This window comes from Pseudoclavibacter sp. JAI123, assembly GCF_013409665.1.
Classification (GTDB): Bacteria; Actinomycetota; Actinomycetes; order Actinomycetales; family Microbacteriaceae; genus Pseudoclavibacter.
On record NZ_JACCCM010000001.1, the window covers coordinates 1,440,178 to 1,456,409 of the forward strand.

Genomic DNA, 16,232 nt, shown 5'->3' on the forward strand with positions numbered 1-16,232 from the left:
AGTTCCCCTCGTGACCGAGCCTGGCCACCTCTGTCAGGCCTTGGCCCCGGAGACCTTCAGCATGTAGCCGAAGCCGCGCTTGGTCTGGATCAGGGGCTCCTCGGTGAACTGGTCGAGCTTGCGACGCAGGTAGGAGATGTACGACTCGACGATTCCGGCGTCGCCGTTGAAATCGTACTCCCACACGTGGTCGAGGATCTGCGCCTTGGAGAGCACGCGGTTCGGGTTGAGCATGAGGTAGCGCAGCAGCTTGAACTCGGTGGGGGAGAGCTCGATGGGCTCGTCTCCGATGAACACCTCGTGGGTGTCCTGGTCCATGGTGAGCTCGCCTGTGCGGATGACCGCTTCTTCTTCGGCCTGCATCGTGCGGCGGAGGATCGCCTTGATGCGGGCGACGATCTCGTCGAGGCTGAATGGCTTGGTGACGTAGTCGTCACCGCCTGCGTTGAGGCCCTCGATCTTGTCGTCGGTGTCATCCTTCGCCGTGAGGAAGAGGATGGGGCTCGTGTACCCGGATGCGCGGAGGCGCTTGGTGACACCGAAGCCGTTCATATCGGGGAGCATGACATCGAGGACGATGAGGTCGGGCTCCTCCTCGATGACGGCGGAGATCGCGGCGGCGCCGTTGCCGACGGCACGCACCATGAACCCTGCGAAACGCAGGCTGGTCGACAGGAGTTCGCGGATGTTTGGCTCGTCGTCAACGACGAGAATCTTGGGGCCATCAGTCATGCACTAAGTATCTTGACGCCGTCTGAGTGAAGTCTGACGGCGCGCGGTGTCGCGGCTATGCGGGTGCGCTAATCTGCTGGGCCGCGTTCTGTCGGATGCTCGGACGAAGGCGCTGCGCTACTGTGCCGACATGGATGACTCCGCAGCACCGAGGTACACCCACGGCCATCACTCGAGCGTGCTCCGATCCCATGGTCGACGCACGGCGGAGAACTCCGCCGCCTACCTGCTTCCCGAGCTCCATGCGGGGATGCGCGTGCTCGACGTCGGTTGCGGGCCCGGTTCGATAACGCTCGACCTCGCAGGCCGGGTCGGGAGCACCGGGCAGGTCACGGGCATCGAGGTCGTCGACGAGCCACTCGGCGTTGCGCGTGCCGCGGCCGCCGATCGCGGGGACACTCGCACGAGGTTCCTCCTGGGTGACGTCTACGCGCTCGACTTCGCTGACGGTGAGTTCGACGTGGTGCACGCGCATCAGGTGCTCCAGCATCTGGCCGACCCGGTCGCCGCGCTGAGGGAGATGCGCCGTGTGACGAAGCCTGGCGGGCTCATCGCGGTGAGGGACGTCGACTACGGGACCTGCGTCTGGGCTCCCCAGCTCCCGGCCCTCGACCACTGGCTCGCGGTCTACGACCGTGTCGCGCGTTCGAACGATGGCGAGCCGAACGCCGGACGGTTCCTGCGGCGCTGGGCGCGGGCCGCCGGCCTCGAGAACACGCGCCTCACGGCGAGCGCCTGGATCTTCGCGACGGCCGACGAACGCGAGTGGTGGGGATCCACGTGGGCGGAGCGCGCTACGCGGTCGCGCTTCGCGGAGGACGCGCGCGCGAGGGGCATCGCCTCGGCGGGTGATCTCCAGCAGATCGCCGACGCCTGGTCCGCGTGGGCCGAGGACGACGACGCGGAGTTCGTGATGACCCACGTGGAGCTGCTCGCCCGCGTGTGATCGGTTCGGTCGGTTGCTGCTAGGCGGGTGCGAGGATCGCGTCGGCGTCCAGGATCTCGTAGGAGTAGCCCTGCTCGGCGAGGAAGCGCTGCCGGTTCTGCGCGAAGTCCTGGTCGACCGTCTCGCGCGAGACGAGCGTGTAGAACGACGCGGTCACGCCGCTCGAGCTCGGACGCAGCAGGCGACCGAGGCGCTGGGCCTCCTCTTGCCTCGACCCGTACGAGCCGGAGATCTGCACGGCGACGGACGCGTCGGGGAGGTCGACCGAGAAGTTCGCCACCTTCGACACGACGAGCACCTTCTCACGTCCCTCGCGGAACGCCTGGAACAGCTCCTCGCGTTCGGCGATGGGCGTCTGACCGGTGAGCTTGGGCACGCCCAGCTCCTCGGCGATGCTGTCGATCTGATCGAGGTACTGCGCGATGACGAGGATGTTCTCGCCTTCGTGCTTGCGGATGAGGGCCTTCACGAGCTCGTGCTTTGCCGGTGCCGTGGCGGCGATGCGGTAGCGTTCGTCGTCGCTCGCCGCGGCGTACTCCATGCGGGTCTCGTACGGGAGGTCGACGCGCACCTCGTAGCACTTGGCCGGCGAGATGTAGCCCTGCGCCTCGATGTCCTTCCACGGGGCATCGAACCGCTTGGGCCCGATGAGGCTGAACACGTCGCCCTCGCGGCCGTCCTCGCGCACGAGCGTCGCGGTGAGGCCGAGCCGTCGGCGCGCCTGCAGCTCGGCCGTGAGCTTGAAGACCGGGGCCGGGAGGAGGTGCACCTCGTCGTAGACGATGAGGCCCCAGTCGAGGGCATCGAGCAGCGAGAGGTGCGTGTAGACACCCTTCCGGCGCGCCGTGAGGATCTGGTACGTGGCGATCGTGACGGGCTTGATCTCCTTGATCTCGCCCGAGTACTCGCCGATCTCTTCCTCCGTGAGCGTGGTACGGCGCAGCAGCTCGTCGCGCCACTGCCTCGCGGAGACGGTGTTGGTCACGAGGATGAGGGTGCTTGTGGACGCCGTGGCCATCGCACCGGCACCCACCAGGGTCTTTCCTGCGCCGCAGGGAAGCACGACGACTCCAGAGCCGCCCTCGAAGAAGTGGTCGACTGCGGAGCGCTGGTAGTCGCGCAGCTGCCACTCGGACTCGTCGAGCGCGATGGCGTGCGGCGTGCCAGGGGTGTACCCGGCGAGGTCCTCGGCCGGCCAGCCGAGCTTCACGAGCTGCTGCTTGAGCTCGCCGCGTGCCCAGGCCTGGACACGGAATCCTGACTCGCCGGTCGGCCCTTCGAGGAGCGGCGCGACGTGCTTGGCCTTGGAGATCTGGAGGAGCACGGCGGGGTCGTCGCTGGAGACGATGAGCTCACCGTCATCGTCTCGGGAGATCACGAGCTTGCCGTAGCGCGCCACCGTCTCGCGGATCTCCGCGGAGACCGAGGCGGGCACCGGGAACTTCGCGAAGCGCTCGAGCACGTCGAGCATCTCGTCGGCCTCGTGCCCGGCGGCGCGTGCGTTCCAGAGCCCGAGGCGCGTGATGCGGTAGGTGTGGATGTGCTCGGGTGCGCGTTCCAGTTCGGCGAACACGGCCAGCGCGTGGCGGGCTGCTTCGGCGTCGGGATGCGCCACTTCGAGCAGGACAGTTCTGTCGCTCTGTACGATCAACGGTCCAAGTGCCATAACGGTCGATCATACTCGTCGGCATCGGTGCGCCTGAGTGCTTGTCGGTGAAGCGCCCCGAATGCGTGGGGGCTACTCGACGTCCGGCTGTTCGGAGAGCTGGACTTCGAGGATCGCGCGGATCGGCAGGGTTCGCTCGACGTCGGCCGCGAGGTCGCGCGCTCGCAGGCGTCCCGCCGCGACGCTCATCGGGACGAGTCGGAGGGTGGTCTCCTTGCCGCCGCCGAGGTCGACTCTCACCGTCACTTCGCTCTTCGCCCGCCTGGCGACCTCCAGCTGCCGCTGCACCCACGTCTGCGCGTCGTCGCCGGCATCGAGCCGGGTCGCCTCGTCGTGCAACGCGTCGGCGAAGCGCAGTGCCGCGTCACTGGGACCGAGCTCCCGGGCGGGGGCCGTCTCCCTCGGTCGCAGAGGAACGAGCTGGCCCTCGGCGTTCTCGGCGCTGGCCGGGTATCGAGCGTCGAGGAGCATCAGCACGACCGTGTCTCGAGAGGCTGAGGAGACGAGCGCGCCTTCCCCCGACTGGCGCAGCCCGAGCGGAGCGACCGCGGCATCCACCCGGAGCGCGTCCATGAGGGCTGGGTCCTGGCTCGTGACGATGGTCCCCGGTCTCACGGGATGCTCGCGGACCCGGACCCGACCGTGCCGGTTCGAGGCCTCGCGGAGCAGGTACTCGACCGGTTGCGGGATGCCCGTGAGGGAGAGCCTCGCCAGCGTCGCCTCGATCTCGGCGATGGAGAGGCCCGTGCCGAGGGCGTGCGTGACGGACGCCTCGGAGAGGCGGTAGCTCGATGCGAGCCCGCGTCGCTCGAGGGACGCCACCGCCTGCAGCGCCTGCTCGTCGACGGGGGCGAGCGGGCCGGGCGCGATGATCGAGAGGTCGGGCTGCAGGTAGACGCCTGCCACCTCCTCAGGGAGCGCGGACGCGAGGAGCTCTGCCGCGGCCCGGAGGTCGTCGTGCGTGAGCAGGAGCCCGAGCTGGCTGAGTCGGCCCTCGACGGTCAGCCCGAGGAGCTCCGTCTGCGGGGTCGCGTGGCTCGCGCTGTCGCGGAGCAGGCCTGCGCGGTTCGCCACGCTGAGCTCGGCCAGCCAGCACTCGGCCAGTCGGCGCCAGCGATCGAGCGGGGCGCTCAATCTGAATGCGCGCCCGGCGGCCGTCGGGCGCATGGCATCCGCGACCGGGCTGCAGAGGCCCAGGTCGAGCATCCACTCGAAGAGCGGCGAGAGCACGGTCTGCTCGGTGTGCAGCTCGGCGGCGATGCGCCGGACCGTCGTGGCGCCGAGTTGCAGGCCACCCCGACCGTCTCGGTAGGCGCGCGGGGCGAGGTCGAGCGAGGCGATCGCGTCCGCCGCGAGCTGCGCTGCGCCGTGGGCGCGCTCTGTCGCCTGGGGGAGCGGCGCGAGGTCCGCCCGCTCGACGGTCACGTCGTCGCCCGCCCCGGCGAGCTGTCGGGTGAGCGCGGCGGATGCGGCGGGCAGGAGCTCGGGAGCCTCCAGTGTGCCGACGGCGAGACCGCGAAGCCGCGCGCTCTGCAGCGCCTCCACCGAGCCCGAAGCCAAGCGGGATGCATCCCGCCAGCCGAGCTTGCCCACGGCCTCGCCGATGTCGGCCTCATCTGCGAGGGCCTCGGCGATGTCCATGGCCCCGTTCGAGCCGCGCATCGACAACCTGCGCCAGCTTGCGAGGGCGGCGAGGTCGGTGCGATCGAGGCTGCGGAGGAGTTGGAGCACCCGCAGCGCGCTCGGGGAGGCGTCGATCAGTTCTCGGACCTGCCCCGCGAACGCCGGTTCGCGACGACGCGCCAGATGATGAGCGAGAGGATGAGGAGGAACGCGATCGGGAACCCGAGGTAGGTGACGAAGAGCAGCGTCGGCCAGATGGGATTGGTTGCGTCCACTTCGATGCCGAGAAGCGGCGTCGCGAGAAGCACCAGGAGCGCGATGAACGAGATCGCCGCGATGCCGAGGGACATGAATGCGAGGATGCGTTCGCCCTTCGCGATGGGGGCGCCGTTGGAAGAGGTCACCGAACCAGACTAATCGACATGCGCGCCACCGTAGACTGGTTCGGATCAGCCGCACGCCGCGGCCGACCAGGGGAGACGAAGTTCGCCGCCCCGCCTGTGAAAGTTCGATCTGGTGCTCTACGCGCCGAACAAGGAGATGGCCATGCCCACCGGCAAGGTGAAGTTCTACGACGAGGACAAGGGATTCGGTTTCATTGCGGCCGACGACGGTCAGGAGATCTTCCTGCACGCGACGGCGCTGCCAGCAGGGACCTCGTCGGTGCGCCCGGGAACGAAGCTCGAGTTCGGCATCGCCGACGGCCGACGCGGTGCGCAGGCGCTGTCGGTTCGCGTCCTCGAGGCGCCCCCGAGCGTCGCGCGCATCCAGCGCAAGTCGCCTGACGACATGGCGGTCATCATCGAGGACCTCGTGAAGCTGCTCGACACGGTCGGCGGCGCGATGCGTCGAGGCCGCTACCCAGAGAAGCCGCAGGGCGCGAAGATCGCAGCGATGCTCCGTCGCGTCGCGGACGACTTGGACGCCTGATGACGAACGAGGCCGTGCTTCCAGCCCCGCTCGGGGTCGCCCTCGACGCGGCCGAGCTCGAACCTTCGCGACGGCTCGCGTGGGCCGCGCTGCTGGACGTGACGCCGGCCTCGGAGCTCGGCGAGCTCGTCGCCGTCGTCCCGGAGACGGATGACGGGGTCTACACCCTGCAGTACACGACCCGCCTGCCTGGATACCCGGACTGGCGCTGGAATGTCTCGCTGGTTCGGCTCGTCGACCAGGCGGAGCCGACGGTGCTCGAGGTCGAGCTGCTGCCCGGAGACGGGGCTCTGCTCGCACCCTCGTGGGTGCCGTGGTCCGACCGACTCGCCGATTACGAGGCCGCCCAGCTGCTCGAGGCCGGCGAAGCCGCCGAGGTCGGCGACGAGCCGGCCGAGGCGACGGGTGAGGAGCCCGCTCCGAAGTCGAGCAAGCGCATCCGCCGCACTCGTACGCGTCGCCGCATCGGCGCCGATGGGACCGCCGAAGTCGAGCCGACAGGCGCTGAGTCGAGTGAGGACGAGGCCACCGCCGCTGAGCCGGGTCAGCTCGCTTCCGCCGAGGATATCGACGCGGGCGCAGCGGCTGAGAAGCCGAAGAAGAAGAAGCGCAAGAAGGACAAGTCCGCGAAGAAGGCGAAATCGGAGGCTGGAGACGAGCTCGCGGCTGGCAGCGTTGAGCGCGGTGGCACTCCCGAGGACGCCTCCGGCGCTGCCGTCGACGAAGCACCGAGCGAGGGCAAGCCGAAGAAGTCGCGGCGCAAGCGTGTCGACCAGGCCAGTCCCGAGGCGATCGAGCTGACCGACGGCAGGCCGGACGAGGCATCCGACGAGACTGCCCCGCAGAAGCCCGAGCGTCGGAAGCGCAAGAAGGCCGTCAAGGCGGTGGACACCGCTCCCGACGTCCAAGTGGATGTGGGAGACGCTGCCGACGGGCCCGTTGAATCCGACCGGGTCGCCGTCGCTGCGGTGCACGCCGAGCCAGCCAAGGCGAAGGCTCGTGGCAAGCGCCGCCGCGTGGTGGTCGTGCCGAGAAGCGAGGACGAGCTTCCGGCGCAGGATCCCGTCGAATTCGGTGAGGCAGCCGACATCCGCGAGTTCGCCGACGACATGGACGACGTGTTCGATGGCGTCGATTTCGAGCCTGAGACCGCTTCCGACGACTCGCGGGCCGCGGACTCGACCGCTGCGGACACGGCTCGCACGGAGGACTAGCGAGACGCGGGCACCTTCCGCGGAGAGAGAAGGGGCGTCACCAGCAGCTGCTGGTGACGCCCCTTCTTCGTGTGTCGCTTCTCGCTCAGCGCGAGAGATCGACTCAGCCCAGGTGCTCGATCACGTAGTCGATAGCACCGGTGAGACGTCGGACATCGTCGGGGTCGACGGAGGTGAAGGTCGCCACCCGCAGCTGATTGCGGCCGAGCTTGCGGTAGGGCTCCGTGTCGACGATGCCGTTGGCACGGAGAGCCGCAGCGATCGCGGCGGCGTCCACGTCGTCGTTGAAGTCGATCGTCGTGACGACCTGCGAGCGTTCCGCCGGGTTCGAGACGAACGGGGTCGCATACGCCGAAGCCTCGGCCCAGTCGTACATGATCCCGGAGGATGTGCGGGTCCGGCTGTCGGCCCAGGCGAGTCCGCCGTTGCCGTTGATCCAGTCGAGCTGGGCCTCGAGGAGCAGGAGCGTCGAGATCGCGGGGGTGTTGAGCGTCTGGTTCTTCCGCGAGTTCTCGACCACGTGGCTGAGCTTCAGGAAGTCGGGGATGTAGCGGTCTGAGGCCGCGATGCGCTCGATGCGCTCGAGAGCGGCGGGCGACGCGATCGCGATCCAGAGGCCACCGTCCGAACCGAAGTTCTTCTGCGGAGCGAAGTAGTAGACGTCCGTCTCGCTGATGTCGATGTCGACGCCGCCGGCAGCGCTCGTCGCGTCGATGACGGTCAGTGCGCCCTCGTCACCGTGCACGCGGCGGATGGGAGCCATCGCGCCCGTCGACGTCTCGTTGTGCGGCCAGGCATAGACGTCCACACCGGCAAGGGCCTCGGGGGCGGCGATGGTGCCGGGCTCGGCGGAGCGCACGTCAGGGGCTGTGAGCCACGGGGCGGCTGCGGCCTTGGCGAACTTCCCGCCGAACTCGCCGAACGTCAGGTTCTGGGCGCGGTCGGCGATCAGGCCGAAGGCAGCCGAGTCCCAGAACGCGGTCGACCCGCCGTTGCCGAGGAGGACCTCGTAGCCGTCGGGAAGTCGGTAGAGCGACGAGAGCCCGGAGCGGACCCGGCCGACCAGGTCCTTCACCGGCGCTTGGCGGTGCGAGGTGCCGAGGATGCTCGTGGCCCCGGCGACGAGGTGGTCGATCTGTGCGGGCCGTACAACCGACGGGCCGCAGCCGAATCGGCCGTCGAGCGGAATGAACTCAGTCGGGATGCGAATGTCAGGCATGCTGCAAGCCTATGCGCGCGAGTGGCCTCGCTCGCCGCTAGGCTTGGCGGACCAATGCAACGGGAGGTGGCGGGGCGTGACCAATCTGGTGGACACCACGGAGATGTATCTCCGCACCATTCTCGACCTCGAGGAAGAGGGCATCACCCCGCTTCGCGCTCGGATCTCCGAGCGGCTCGGCCACTCGGGGCCGACGGTGTCGCAGACGATCGCCCGCATGGAGCGCGACGGACTCGTCTCCGTCGCGAGCGACCGCAGGCTCGTGCTCACCATCGACGGTCGCGCGAAAGCCACCCGAGTGCTTCGGAAGCACCGCATCGCCGAGGGGCTGCTCGCGAACGTGATCGGCCTGGACCTCGCGCAGGTGCATGAAGAGGCCTGCCGCTGGGAGCACGTCATGAGCGACGAGGCCGAGCAGCGCATCTTCGAGATGCTCGGGCGCCCGAGTGAGTCGCCGTACGGCACGCCGATTCCCGGGCTCGACGAGTTCGGCGCCGAGCCCGCTGAGGAGTTCCTGTCCGGCGTCGTGAGCGTCTCGACGCTGCTCGAGGTCGCGGCGAGCGGCGCGACGTCGACCGAGCCGGTCCTCGCGAAGGTGCGTCGCCTCGGCGAGCCAGTCCAGTCCGACCTGCAGACCCTTACGCTGCTCCGCGAGGCCGGGGTCCTTCCTGGCACCCAGGTCACGTTGCAGCGTCGCGGTGCGTGGATCGGTCTCCTGCCCGCGTCAGGCGGCATCGGTGTGGAGGTCTCGCTGGAAACCGCAGAACACGTCTACGTAGATGCGATCCTGAGCCCCGAAGGTGCGCTAGGCTGAGATCCGGTCACGGCCAGCTGAAGATCTCCTCCGCGTTCTGCGGACCTCGAAGCGCCTGACTTCCGCTCTATTCCGGGACTCGTTACCTCGGCGTTAGCGTTCTGACACCGAAGCGTGACAATTCACAGGTTTTCCACTAGTGTTGTCCGAGTCATGAGCTATGCAATCTGCATAGCTGGCAGGCCGAGGCGCCGCATCCCGCTCCTCGACCTAGCTTCCCCTGGTAACAGGCAAGAGCGGGATCGGCTCCCAGGAGTCAGGCGCTGGAGGAACGACTTGGAAAACTTTTCGAACGCCACGGCACCGCTGACGCGACGCCAGGCTCGTGAGATCGAGCGCCGCACGGGCCAGCGCCCGGTGGCGACCGTCGGTGTCGCGGGTGTGTCCGCGCCGGTGATCGAGGCTTCGGTCGCAGAGATCACCTCAGCGCCCTCTGCATCTGTGCACGACACCGCTCACATCGAGCGCAACGAACTCGGTGCGCTCGTCTCCGTGCTTCCCACGACCACGGCACTGCCCCAGGTCGCTGGCGATGAGGCCGTCGAGACGAAGCTCGCCGAGGTCATCGAGATCCCCGAGGCATTCACGGGGCGCTCGCTGAGCATCCGCGCCGCCAAGCCTGCCGCAGTCGTCGCTCGCCAGCGTCGACGCACGGCAGGTGGCTTCGCCGCCGCTGCCACGGCAGCCGCGATTGCGACGGCTGGCGTCGTCGTTCCGGCCGCAGTGGCTGACGGCAACGGTGCCGACCAGGCCCAGGCCAACCTCGTCGCCGCTACGACCGTTGAGACGGACGCTCCGGCGGCCGAGCCCAGCGCGACAGCCGAGGCCACCGAGGAAGCGACCGCTGAGCAGGTCTCTGTCGACCTCGTCGCGGCACCCGAGGTCGCGGTCGACCGCACCGAGTCGAGCGTCGTGACGTTCTCGAGCGACCAGGTCGCCGAAGTCGTCGCAACTCCTGAGCCCACGGCAACGGCAGACACCCGCGCCTCGACCGGTGGCACGACGTCCACCGGCGGAAGCACCTCCGGCCAGGCCACTTCGGCTTCGACCGGTGGACTCAGCGTCGACTCGTCGAGCGTCTCTTCCGCTGCCATGAGCTACGTCGGCACGCTCTTCGGGTCGTGTGACCTGCTGACGCAGGCTGCGTATGCAGCAGTCGGCATCTCGCTCCCGCGGGGCGTCTCCGCGCAGGCAGCGATGGGCACACCGACCACGAACCCGCAGCCCGGCGACCTCGTCGTCTGGCCCGGTGAGCACATCGGCATCTACGCGGGCAACGGAATGGTCATCGACGATCCGGGCGACGGCTCGCGGTCGGTCATGTACCGCTCGATCTCGTGGGGCAGCCCCTACTACGTGACGCTCCGCTAAGCAGCGATTCACCTCGACAAGCGCGTCCAGCTTCTGCTGGGCGCGCTTCGTCGTTATGGCTCCGTGATCCCGCGTGCATCGATTTGTGACCTGGCCGTGACAATTCTGTGACCTTTGTGTAGGCTCGTACGCGTCGAGGATGCCGGTTCCAACGGTGTTCGAAAACACCCGAGGAGAAGTCTTGAGCACATCGAGCACCCCGCGAACGGACAGCACCAAGGTGCTGACCCGCCGCGAAGCCCGCGCGATCGAGCGGCAGACCGGAGTTCGGCCAGCCGCGGCTCCCGCGGCAGTCACCGGGGTCTCTGCCCCGGTCATCGACGCGTCCATCGCCGAGCTCTCGGCGACGGAGGCCTCGCGCCCTGACGCCACAGCTGCATCCGTGCACGACACGGCTCGCATCGAGCGCAACCAGCACGGCTCGCTCGTTTCTGTCCTTCCCGTTGCGCCCGCGGTCGACCGCGCCGCCTTCCAGGCAGCCGAGCAGGCCGACGATGCGCCCTCGGCCGACGTGACCCCCATCTCGGAAGCCCTCACGGGCCGAGCGGTAAGCATCCGTGCGGCCAAGCCGGCCGCGCTCGTAGCCCGCGGTCGCCGCCGCACGGCCGCGAGCTTCGCCGCCGCCGCGACGGTTGCCGCCGCCGCCACGGCAGGCATCGTCGTCCCAGCGGCTGTCGCAGATGGCAAGAGCGAGGTGCAGTCACAGGCCAACCTGGTCGCAGCGACCGCACCGGATGCAACTGCCGCTCCCGCCGACGCCACCACGACTCCCGCCGCGGAAGCTGCGCCCGCCGAGGAAGTCGCCCTCGTTGCGGCTCCCGAGGTCGCCGTCGACCGCACTGACTCGACCGTCGTCTCCATCTCGAGCGACGACCTGGCCGCGGTCGCCGAGACCCCGACCCCGACGCCGACTCCCGAGGAGACTCAGGAGCCAGAGGCGGAGTCGTCGACGTCGTCCAGCACATCGTCCGGCGGCGGCACCAGCAGCCAGACCTCGACGACCTCGTCGTCGCCATCCTCGTCAGGTGCTTCCTCATCAGGATCGGGCAACGTCGACACGTCGAGCTTGATCGCCGCCGCGCACAGCTACGTCGGCTCGTACTTCCCCGCCTGCACCGATCTCACCAAGGCCGTCTACGCCACGCAGGGCATCTCGCTGTCTGGATCGGTCAGCAACCAGATCGCAGGCGCCCGCCAGACGTCCAGCCCCCAGCCCGGCGACCTCGTCGTGCAGCCAGGAGCGCACATCGGCATCTATGCCGGCGACGGAATGGTCATCGACTCACCCGGATACGGCGGCAAGGTCGTGCAGTACCGCTCCATCTGGTGGAGCAACCCCGTGTACTACACGTTCAACTAGGTTCGGCCAGTTCGGACTCGTTGCATCACGACGCCGCGCACAGCATCTGCTGTGCGCGGCGTCGTTCTTCGTGACCTAAACGTGACGTCTTGGGATGCTTCTGTGATCTGAGCGTGACAATTCCGTTATAAACGGTTACGCTCGTCGGAGTCCAGGGCACCGGTTGGTGCTCAGCTCCACCCGAAGGAAATCCATGAGCACCACGCTGACTCGTCGCGAGGCACGCGCCATCGAACGCCAGACCGGTGTGCGCCCCGTCGCAGCTGCCACGAAGTCGCTGAGCGCATCGGCGTTCGCCTCCGTCGCCAACCATCAGTCCTCTGCATCCGCTCAGATCGAAGAGACCGGTCGCATCGAGCGCAACGCGATGACCTCGCTTCTCTCGGTCGTCCCTGCCGAGCAGGCCGCGGCCACGTCCGCCGGAGCGGCCTCATCCGGACCCGCGGTTCCAGCATCGTTCGCGGGCGAGCGCGCCATGACGATCCGTGCCCCACGCCCCAAGCAGCTCGTCGCCCGGCGCCGCGTCGCCGGCGGCCTCGCCATCGCGGCGTCGCTCGCCGCCGTCACGACCGCAGGCGCCATCGTGCCGAGCACGATGGCAGCGCCGGCCAGCGAGGCAAGCCTCTCCAGTGCCGTGACAGCCCAGGACGGCACCTCCGACGACACCAACGCAGACGCGCAGAACGACCAGGCATCCGTCGAGGCGGCCATCGCCGATGCGGTCGCCGATGCGACTCCCGCCGTTCCTGCACCAGAGACCGTCACCGACCGCACCGAGACATCGGTCGTCAGCTTCAGTGCAGACCAGGTCGCCGCCGTGGCGACGCCCGAGCCAACGGCCGACGCGACTTCGGCAGACGCGACAAGGGCTGACGCCAGCGGAGCGACCGGACAGAGTGCTGTCGGCGCCAGCGTCGTCGAGACCGCCTCGCAGTTCATCGGCGTCTCGCCGTACGTGTTCGGGGGGGCGACGCCAGACGGCTTCGACTGCTCCGGTCTCGTGAAGTACGTCTTCGGCCTCCACGGTGTGGATGTCGCGCACGGCGTGAGCGCGCAGGCGGCCGCCGGAACGCGCGTCTCCGACCCGCAGCCGGGTGACCTCGTCATCTTCCCGAACTTCCATGTCGGCATCTACGCCGGCAACGGACAGATGATCGACGCTCCGACCGAGGGTCGCATGGTCGAGCTCGGCGGCCTCGACGCCGGTGGCAGCTACTACTTCGTGCGCCTCTGACCCCTCGGTCCTCCTGATGCGGGAGGGGCAGCTTCCTGTCTCGGGCCTTTCCGGCCCGTGAACAAGCGAAGATGCCCCTCCCGCATTCTGCATGCGTGGTCTACGCTGATGCCAGATCGACGACACTCGGGAGCGTCAATGAGGGCACGCAGCAGCATCCACGCCACGGATGCGCGCGCGTGCTCAGCCCTCGACGTCTACCAGAGCGGTGAAGCCTGTCAGACCATGCGAATACAGGCCGACGAGTCTCGTCAGTCCATCTACCTACTCGATTCAAGGGTGCCGCCGATCCGGGCGGTGCCCTTTTTTCGTACGGATGCGAAAGCAGGTCCGCGATGCGAACTCTCGTCCTGAACGCAGGCTACGAACCACTCGGGGTGGTCTCCGACCGGCGGGCGCTCGTGCTGGTGCTTCACGGCAAGGCAAGCGTCATCGATGTGGATGAGGAGCACCCCGTGCTCGCGTCCAGCGGCGTCTGGGAGCGGCCTCGCGTCATCCTGCTCACCAGGTACGTGCGCGTGCCCATGGCGCGCATGCAGCCGGTCAGCCGGAAGGGAGTGCTGCGCCGGGACGCGAACCGGTGCGGCTACTGCGATGGGTTCGCGAACACGATCGACCACATCCTGCCCCGCTCGAGAGGAGGGCGCGACAGCTGGGAGAACCTCGTCGCGTGCTGCCTGCGCTGCAACAACGTCAAGGGCGACAAGACGCCGGGGGAGATGGGGTGGCGACTTCGCCTCACCCCACGGCCGCCGCGGGCCACCGGCTGGTCACCGCGCAGCGTCGAGCGTGAGCTGCCGGAGTGGGCCGCCTACCTGCCAGCCGCTTAGCGGTTCCGCTGTCAGACGGCGGCGAGCTGCTCGGCCCGTGATGCGAACGCGTCGGCACGTTCCTTGAGCTCGCGGTCGAATACGGGCTTCGTCGCAGCTCCGAGCGTCGAGGCGAAGACCGGGGAAGCGAGCTTGTACGTGTACTTCCAGGTCGCCTTCGTGCCGCCGTCGACGGCCTCGAACCGCCAGCCCTCACCGAACGAGGCGAGCCAGGCCGGGCCCTTGACCATCTCTGCGGCGCTCATGAGCGGTGCGTGCACAATACGCAGCTCGAGGATCATGCGCCGCCCGCTCGGGGTCTTCGTGAAGAAGTGCGCGCCAGGGTGGGGTGCGCTTGCGCCGCGGATGTACTGGCTGCGGACGACGCCAGGGTCCCAGCTGCGTGCCTCGCCGACGGTGTGCGCGAGCGCGAACGCCTCGTCGGGGGAGAGTGGCACGATCACGGACGCTTCCAGCTGAGGCATGGAACCAAGTCTAGGAGTGACTAGCCTGGTGCCATGACTGACGCCGATGCCCGTATCGAAGCCGCACGCAGAGCACTCGAGGAAGCGACGGCCGCCCTCGCTGCCGCCGAGGCAGAGGCTGAGGCCTCCGCGGCCGCCGAGTCCGAGCCCGAGCCCGTGCCCGTGCCCGTGCCCGAGCCCGAGTCCGCTCCCGCCACCGCGGCGAGCGTCTCCGGTCCGCTGGACGAGCAGCAGCTTGAGGCCGTGCGTGCCGGGTACGCGTTCGAGGCGGCTGCGCTCGAGATCGGCGCCATCGTGAACGGCGAGGCCGTGCCAGGGGTGCCGGTGCGCATCCCCCTTGCGATGACGAATCGCCACGGGCTCGTCGCTGGGGCAACGGGCACCGGCAAGACGAAGACCCTGCAGGTGCTCGCCGAGCAGCTCTCGGCGGCTGGGGTGCCCGTGTTCGCGGCCGACATCAAGGGAGACCTGTCCGGCATCGCCACCCCGGGTGAGCCGAACGACAAGCTGCTCGCGCGCACGCGGGGCATCGGCCAGGACTGGGTGCCCGCTGCCGCGCCGACCGAGGTGTTCTCGCTCGGCGGGCGGGGCATCGGCGTTCCCATCCGCGCGACCGTGTCGAGCTTCGGACCCCTCATGCTCTCCAAGGTGCTCGGCCTCAACAAGACGCAGGAGTCGAGCCTCGGCCTCGTCTTCCACTTCGCGGATGAGCACGGGCTCGCACTCGTGGACCTGTCGGACCTGCGCACGGTGCTCCAGTACCTCACGAGCGCAGAAGGCAAGGTCGAGCTCGAGGGGATCGGCGGCCTCTCGAAGCAGACCGCCGGCGTGATCCTGCGGGAGCTCGTGAACTTCTCCGAGCAGGGCGCTGACATCTTCTTCGGCGAGACCGAGATCGATACCCGTGAGTTCCTGCGTGTCACGGACGACGGGCGCGGGGTCGTCAGCCTGCTCGAGCTCCCCGGCGTGGCCAGCAACCCGGCGCTCTTCTCGACGTTCCTCATGTGGCTGCTCGCGGACCTGTTCAACGAGCTCCCCGAGGTCGGCGACCTCGACAAGCCGAAGCTCGTGTTCTTCTTCGACGAGGCGCACCTGCTCTTCTCCGGCGCCTCGAAGGCGTTCATCGAGCAGATCACGCAGACGGTTCGGCTCATCCGCTCCAAGGGCGTCGGCATCTTCTTCGTCACGCAGACGCCCAAGGACGTGCCGGACGACGTGCTCGCCCAGCTCGGCTCGCGCATCCAGCACCAGCTGCGGGCGCACACGCCAGACGACGCGACCGCTCTGCGGCAGACGGTGCGCACGTATCCCAAGAGTGGGTACGACCTCGAAGAGGTGCTCACGCAGCTCGCCACCGGTGAGGCGATCGTCACGGTCATGAACGAGAAGGGCGCGCCCTCACCGGTCGCCTGGACTCGGCTGCGCGCCCCGCAGGCATCCATGTCGCCGACCCCGGAAGATGGCCTCCGGCAGCTCGTCGCCTCCTCGTCCCTGTACCCGCGGTATGCGCCGGTGCTCGATCCGCAGTCGGCGCATGAGGTGCTCACGTCGAAGATGAACGCCGCGGCAGAGCGGGAGCGCGCGGAAGCTGCGGCCGCCGAGGCCGAGAAGCAGGCCGCGAAGGATGCGAAGGAGCGGGAGCGCGCCGAGAGGGCCACGCGCTCGCGCACGCAGACCCGCACCACCACCAGGGCGAGGCAGGATACGGGCGGCGGCAATGTCGTGAGCGACCTCCTCGGCTCGCGCACCGGCCAGACGATCGTGCGCGAGGTCGTGCGCGGCGTGTTCGGCACGCTCTTCAAGAAGCGACGCTGACCGGCCGAGCCCGG

15 protein-coding genes are annotated in these 16,232 nt (G+C 68.7%); 9 read left to right on the plus strand and 6 right to left on the minus strand.

Features of this window, described 5'->3' with window-relative positions; genetic code table 11:
• Positions 1–33: 33 nt before the first annotated feature.
• The gene (locus HDC34_RS06800) at positions 34–732 is read right to left on the minus strand and encodes a response regulator transcription factor (protein WP_068479813.1); all 699 of its coding nucleotides are present in this window, start codon (positions 730–732) and stop codon (positions 34–36) included.
• 130 nt (positions 733–862) lie between these two features.
• Between HDC34_RS06800 and HDC34_RS06805 the strand changes: the two genes are divergently transcribed.
• The gene (locus tag HDC34_RS06805; protein WP_179556324.1) at positions 863–1,678 is read left to right on the plus strand and encodes a methyltransferase domain-containing protein; all 816 of its coding nucleotides are present in this window, start codon (positions 863–865) and stop codon (positions 1,676–1,678) included.
• Between the two features lie 19 nt (positions 1,679–1,697).
• On the opposite strand, the gene HDC34_RS06810 is transcribed toward HDC34_RS06805, so the two are convergent.
• The 3 genes from HDC34_RS06810 to HDC34_RS06820 all read right to left on the minus strand — a co-directional run bounded on the left by HDC34_RS06810 (position 1,698) and on the right by HDC34_RS06820 (position 5,371).
• On the minus strand, positions 1,698–3,344 hold the full coding sequence (locus HDC34_RS06810) for a DNA repair helicase XPB (RefSeq protein WP_104312473.1): 1,647 nt from the start codon (positions 3,342–3,344) through the stop codon (positions 1,698–1,700).
• Positions 3,345–3,416: 72 nt separating this feature from the next.
• The gene (locus HDC34_RS06815; RefSeq protein ID WP_179556325.1) at positions 3,417–5,075 is read right to left on the minus strand and encodes a helicase-associated domain-containing protein; all 1,659 of its coding nucleotides are present in this window, start codon (positions 5,073–5,075) and stop codon (positions 3,417–3,419) included.
• Positions 5,076–5,101: 26 nt separating this feature from the next.
• On the minus strand, positions 5,102–5,371 hold the full coding sequence (locus HDC34_RS06820; protein ID WP_104253815.1) for a hypothetical protein: 270 nt from the start codon (positions 5,369–5,371) through the stop codon (positions 5,102–5,104).
• A 142-nt stretch (positions 5,372–5,513) separates the two neighbouring features.
• On the opposite strand from HDC34_RS06820, the gene HDC34_RS06825 reads away from it, so the two are divergent.
• Positions 5,514–5,897 (plus strand): cold-shock protein, encoded by a 384-nt coding sequence (locus HDC34_RS06825; RefSeq protein WP_104253894.1) that lies wholly within the window; start codon positions 5,514–5,516, stop codon positions 5,895–5,897.
• Complete coding sequence (locus tag HDC34_RS06830; protein ID WP_179556326.1) at positions 5,897–7,111, plus strand: DUF3027 domain-containing protein; 1,215 nt, start codon at positions 5,897–5,899, stop codon at positions 7,109–7,111. The genes HDC34_RS06825 and HDC34_RS06830 overlap by 1 nt, the downstream gene beginning before the upstream one ends.
• 103 nt (positions 7,112–7,214) lie before the next feature.
• Here HDC34_RS06830 and serC read toward each other — a convergent pair whose 3' ends face one another.
• Complete coding sequence (gene serC, locus HDC34_RS06835; protein WP_179556327.1) at positions 7,215–8,330, minus strand: phosphoserine transaminase; 1,116 nt, start codon at positions 8,328–8,330, stop codon at positions 7,215–7,217.
• A gap of 76 nt (positions 8,331–8,406) precedes the next feature.
• On the opposite strand from serC, the gene HDC34_RS06840 reads away from it, so the two are divergent.
• From HDC34_RS06840 to HDC34_RS06860, 5 genes are all read left to right on the plus strand, one after another.
• Entirely contained in the window at positions 8,407–9,144 is a 738-nt protein-coding gene (locus HDC34_RS06840) for a metal-dependent transcriptional regulator (RefSeq protein ID WP_179556328.1), read from the plus strand.
• 276 nt (positions 9,145–9,420) lie between these two features.
• Complete coding sequence (locus HDC34_RS06845) at positions 9,421–10,515, plus strand: C40 family peptidase (RefSeq protein ID WP_179556329.1); 1,095 nt, start codon at positions 9,421–9,423, stop codon at positions 10,513–10,515.
• A 181-nt stretch (positions 10,516–10,696) separates the two neighbouring features.
• Complete coding sequence (locus HDC34_RS06850) at positions 10,697–11,875, plus strand: NlpC/P60 family protein (RefSeq protein WP_179556330.1); 1,179 nt, start codon at positions 10,697–10,699, stop codon at positions 11,873–11,875.
• 193 nt (positions 11,876–12,068) lie between these two features.
• Complete coding sequence (locus tag HDC34_RS06855) at positions 12,069–13,109, plus strand: C40 family peptidase (RefSeq protein ID WP_179556331.1); 1,041 nt, start codon at positions 12,069–12,071, stop codon at positions 13,107–13,109.
• A 335-nt stretch (positions 13,110–13,444) separates the two neighbouring features.
• Positions 13,445–13,939, plus strand: a complete 495-nt coding sequence (locus HDC34_RS06860; RefSeq protein ID WP_104253808.1) for an HNH endonuclease — start codon at positions 13,445–13,447, stop codon at positions 13,937–13,939.
• 11 nt (positions 13,940–13,950) lie between these two features.
• Here the strand turns inward: HDC34_RS06860 and HDC34_RS06865 are convergent, their stop codons facing one another.
• Positions 13,951–14,403: a type II toxin-antitoxin system RatA family toxin gene (locus tag HDC34_RS06865; protein ID WP_179556332.1), complete on the minus strand. Its 453-nt coding sequence runs from the start codon at positions 14,401–14,403 to the stop codon at positions 13,951–13,953.
• Between the two features lie 33 nt (positions 14,404–14,436).
• On the opposite strand from HDC34_RS06865, the gene HDC34_RS06870 reads away from it, so the two are divergent.
• Positions 14,437–16,218: a helicase HerA-like domain-containing protein gene (locus HDC34_RS06870; RefSeq protein ID WP_179556333.1), complete on the plus strand. Its 1,782-nt coding sequence runs from the start codon at positions 14,437–14,439 to the stop codon at positions 16,216–16,218.
• The last annotated feature ends 14 nt before the right edge of the window (positions 16,219–16,232 follow it).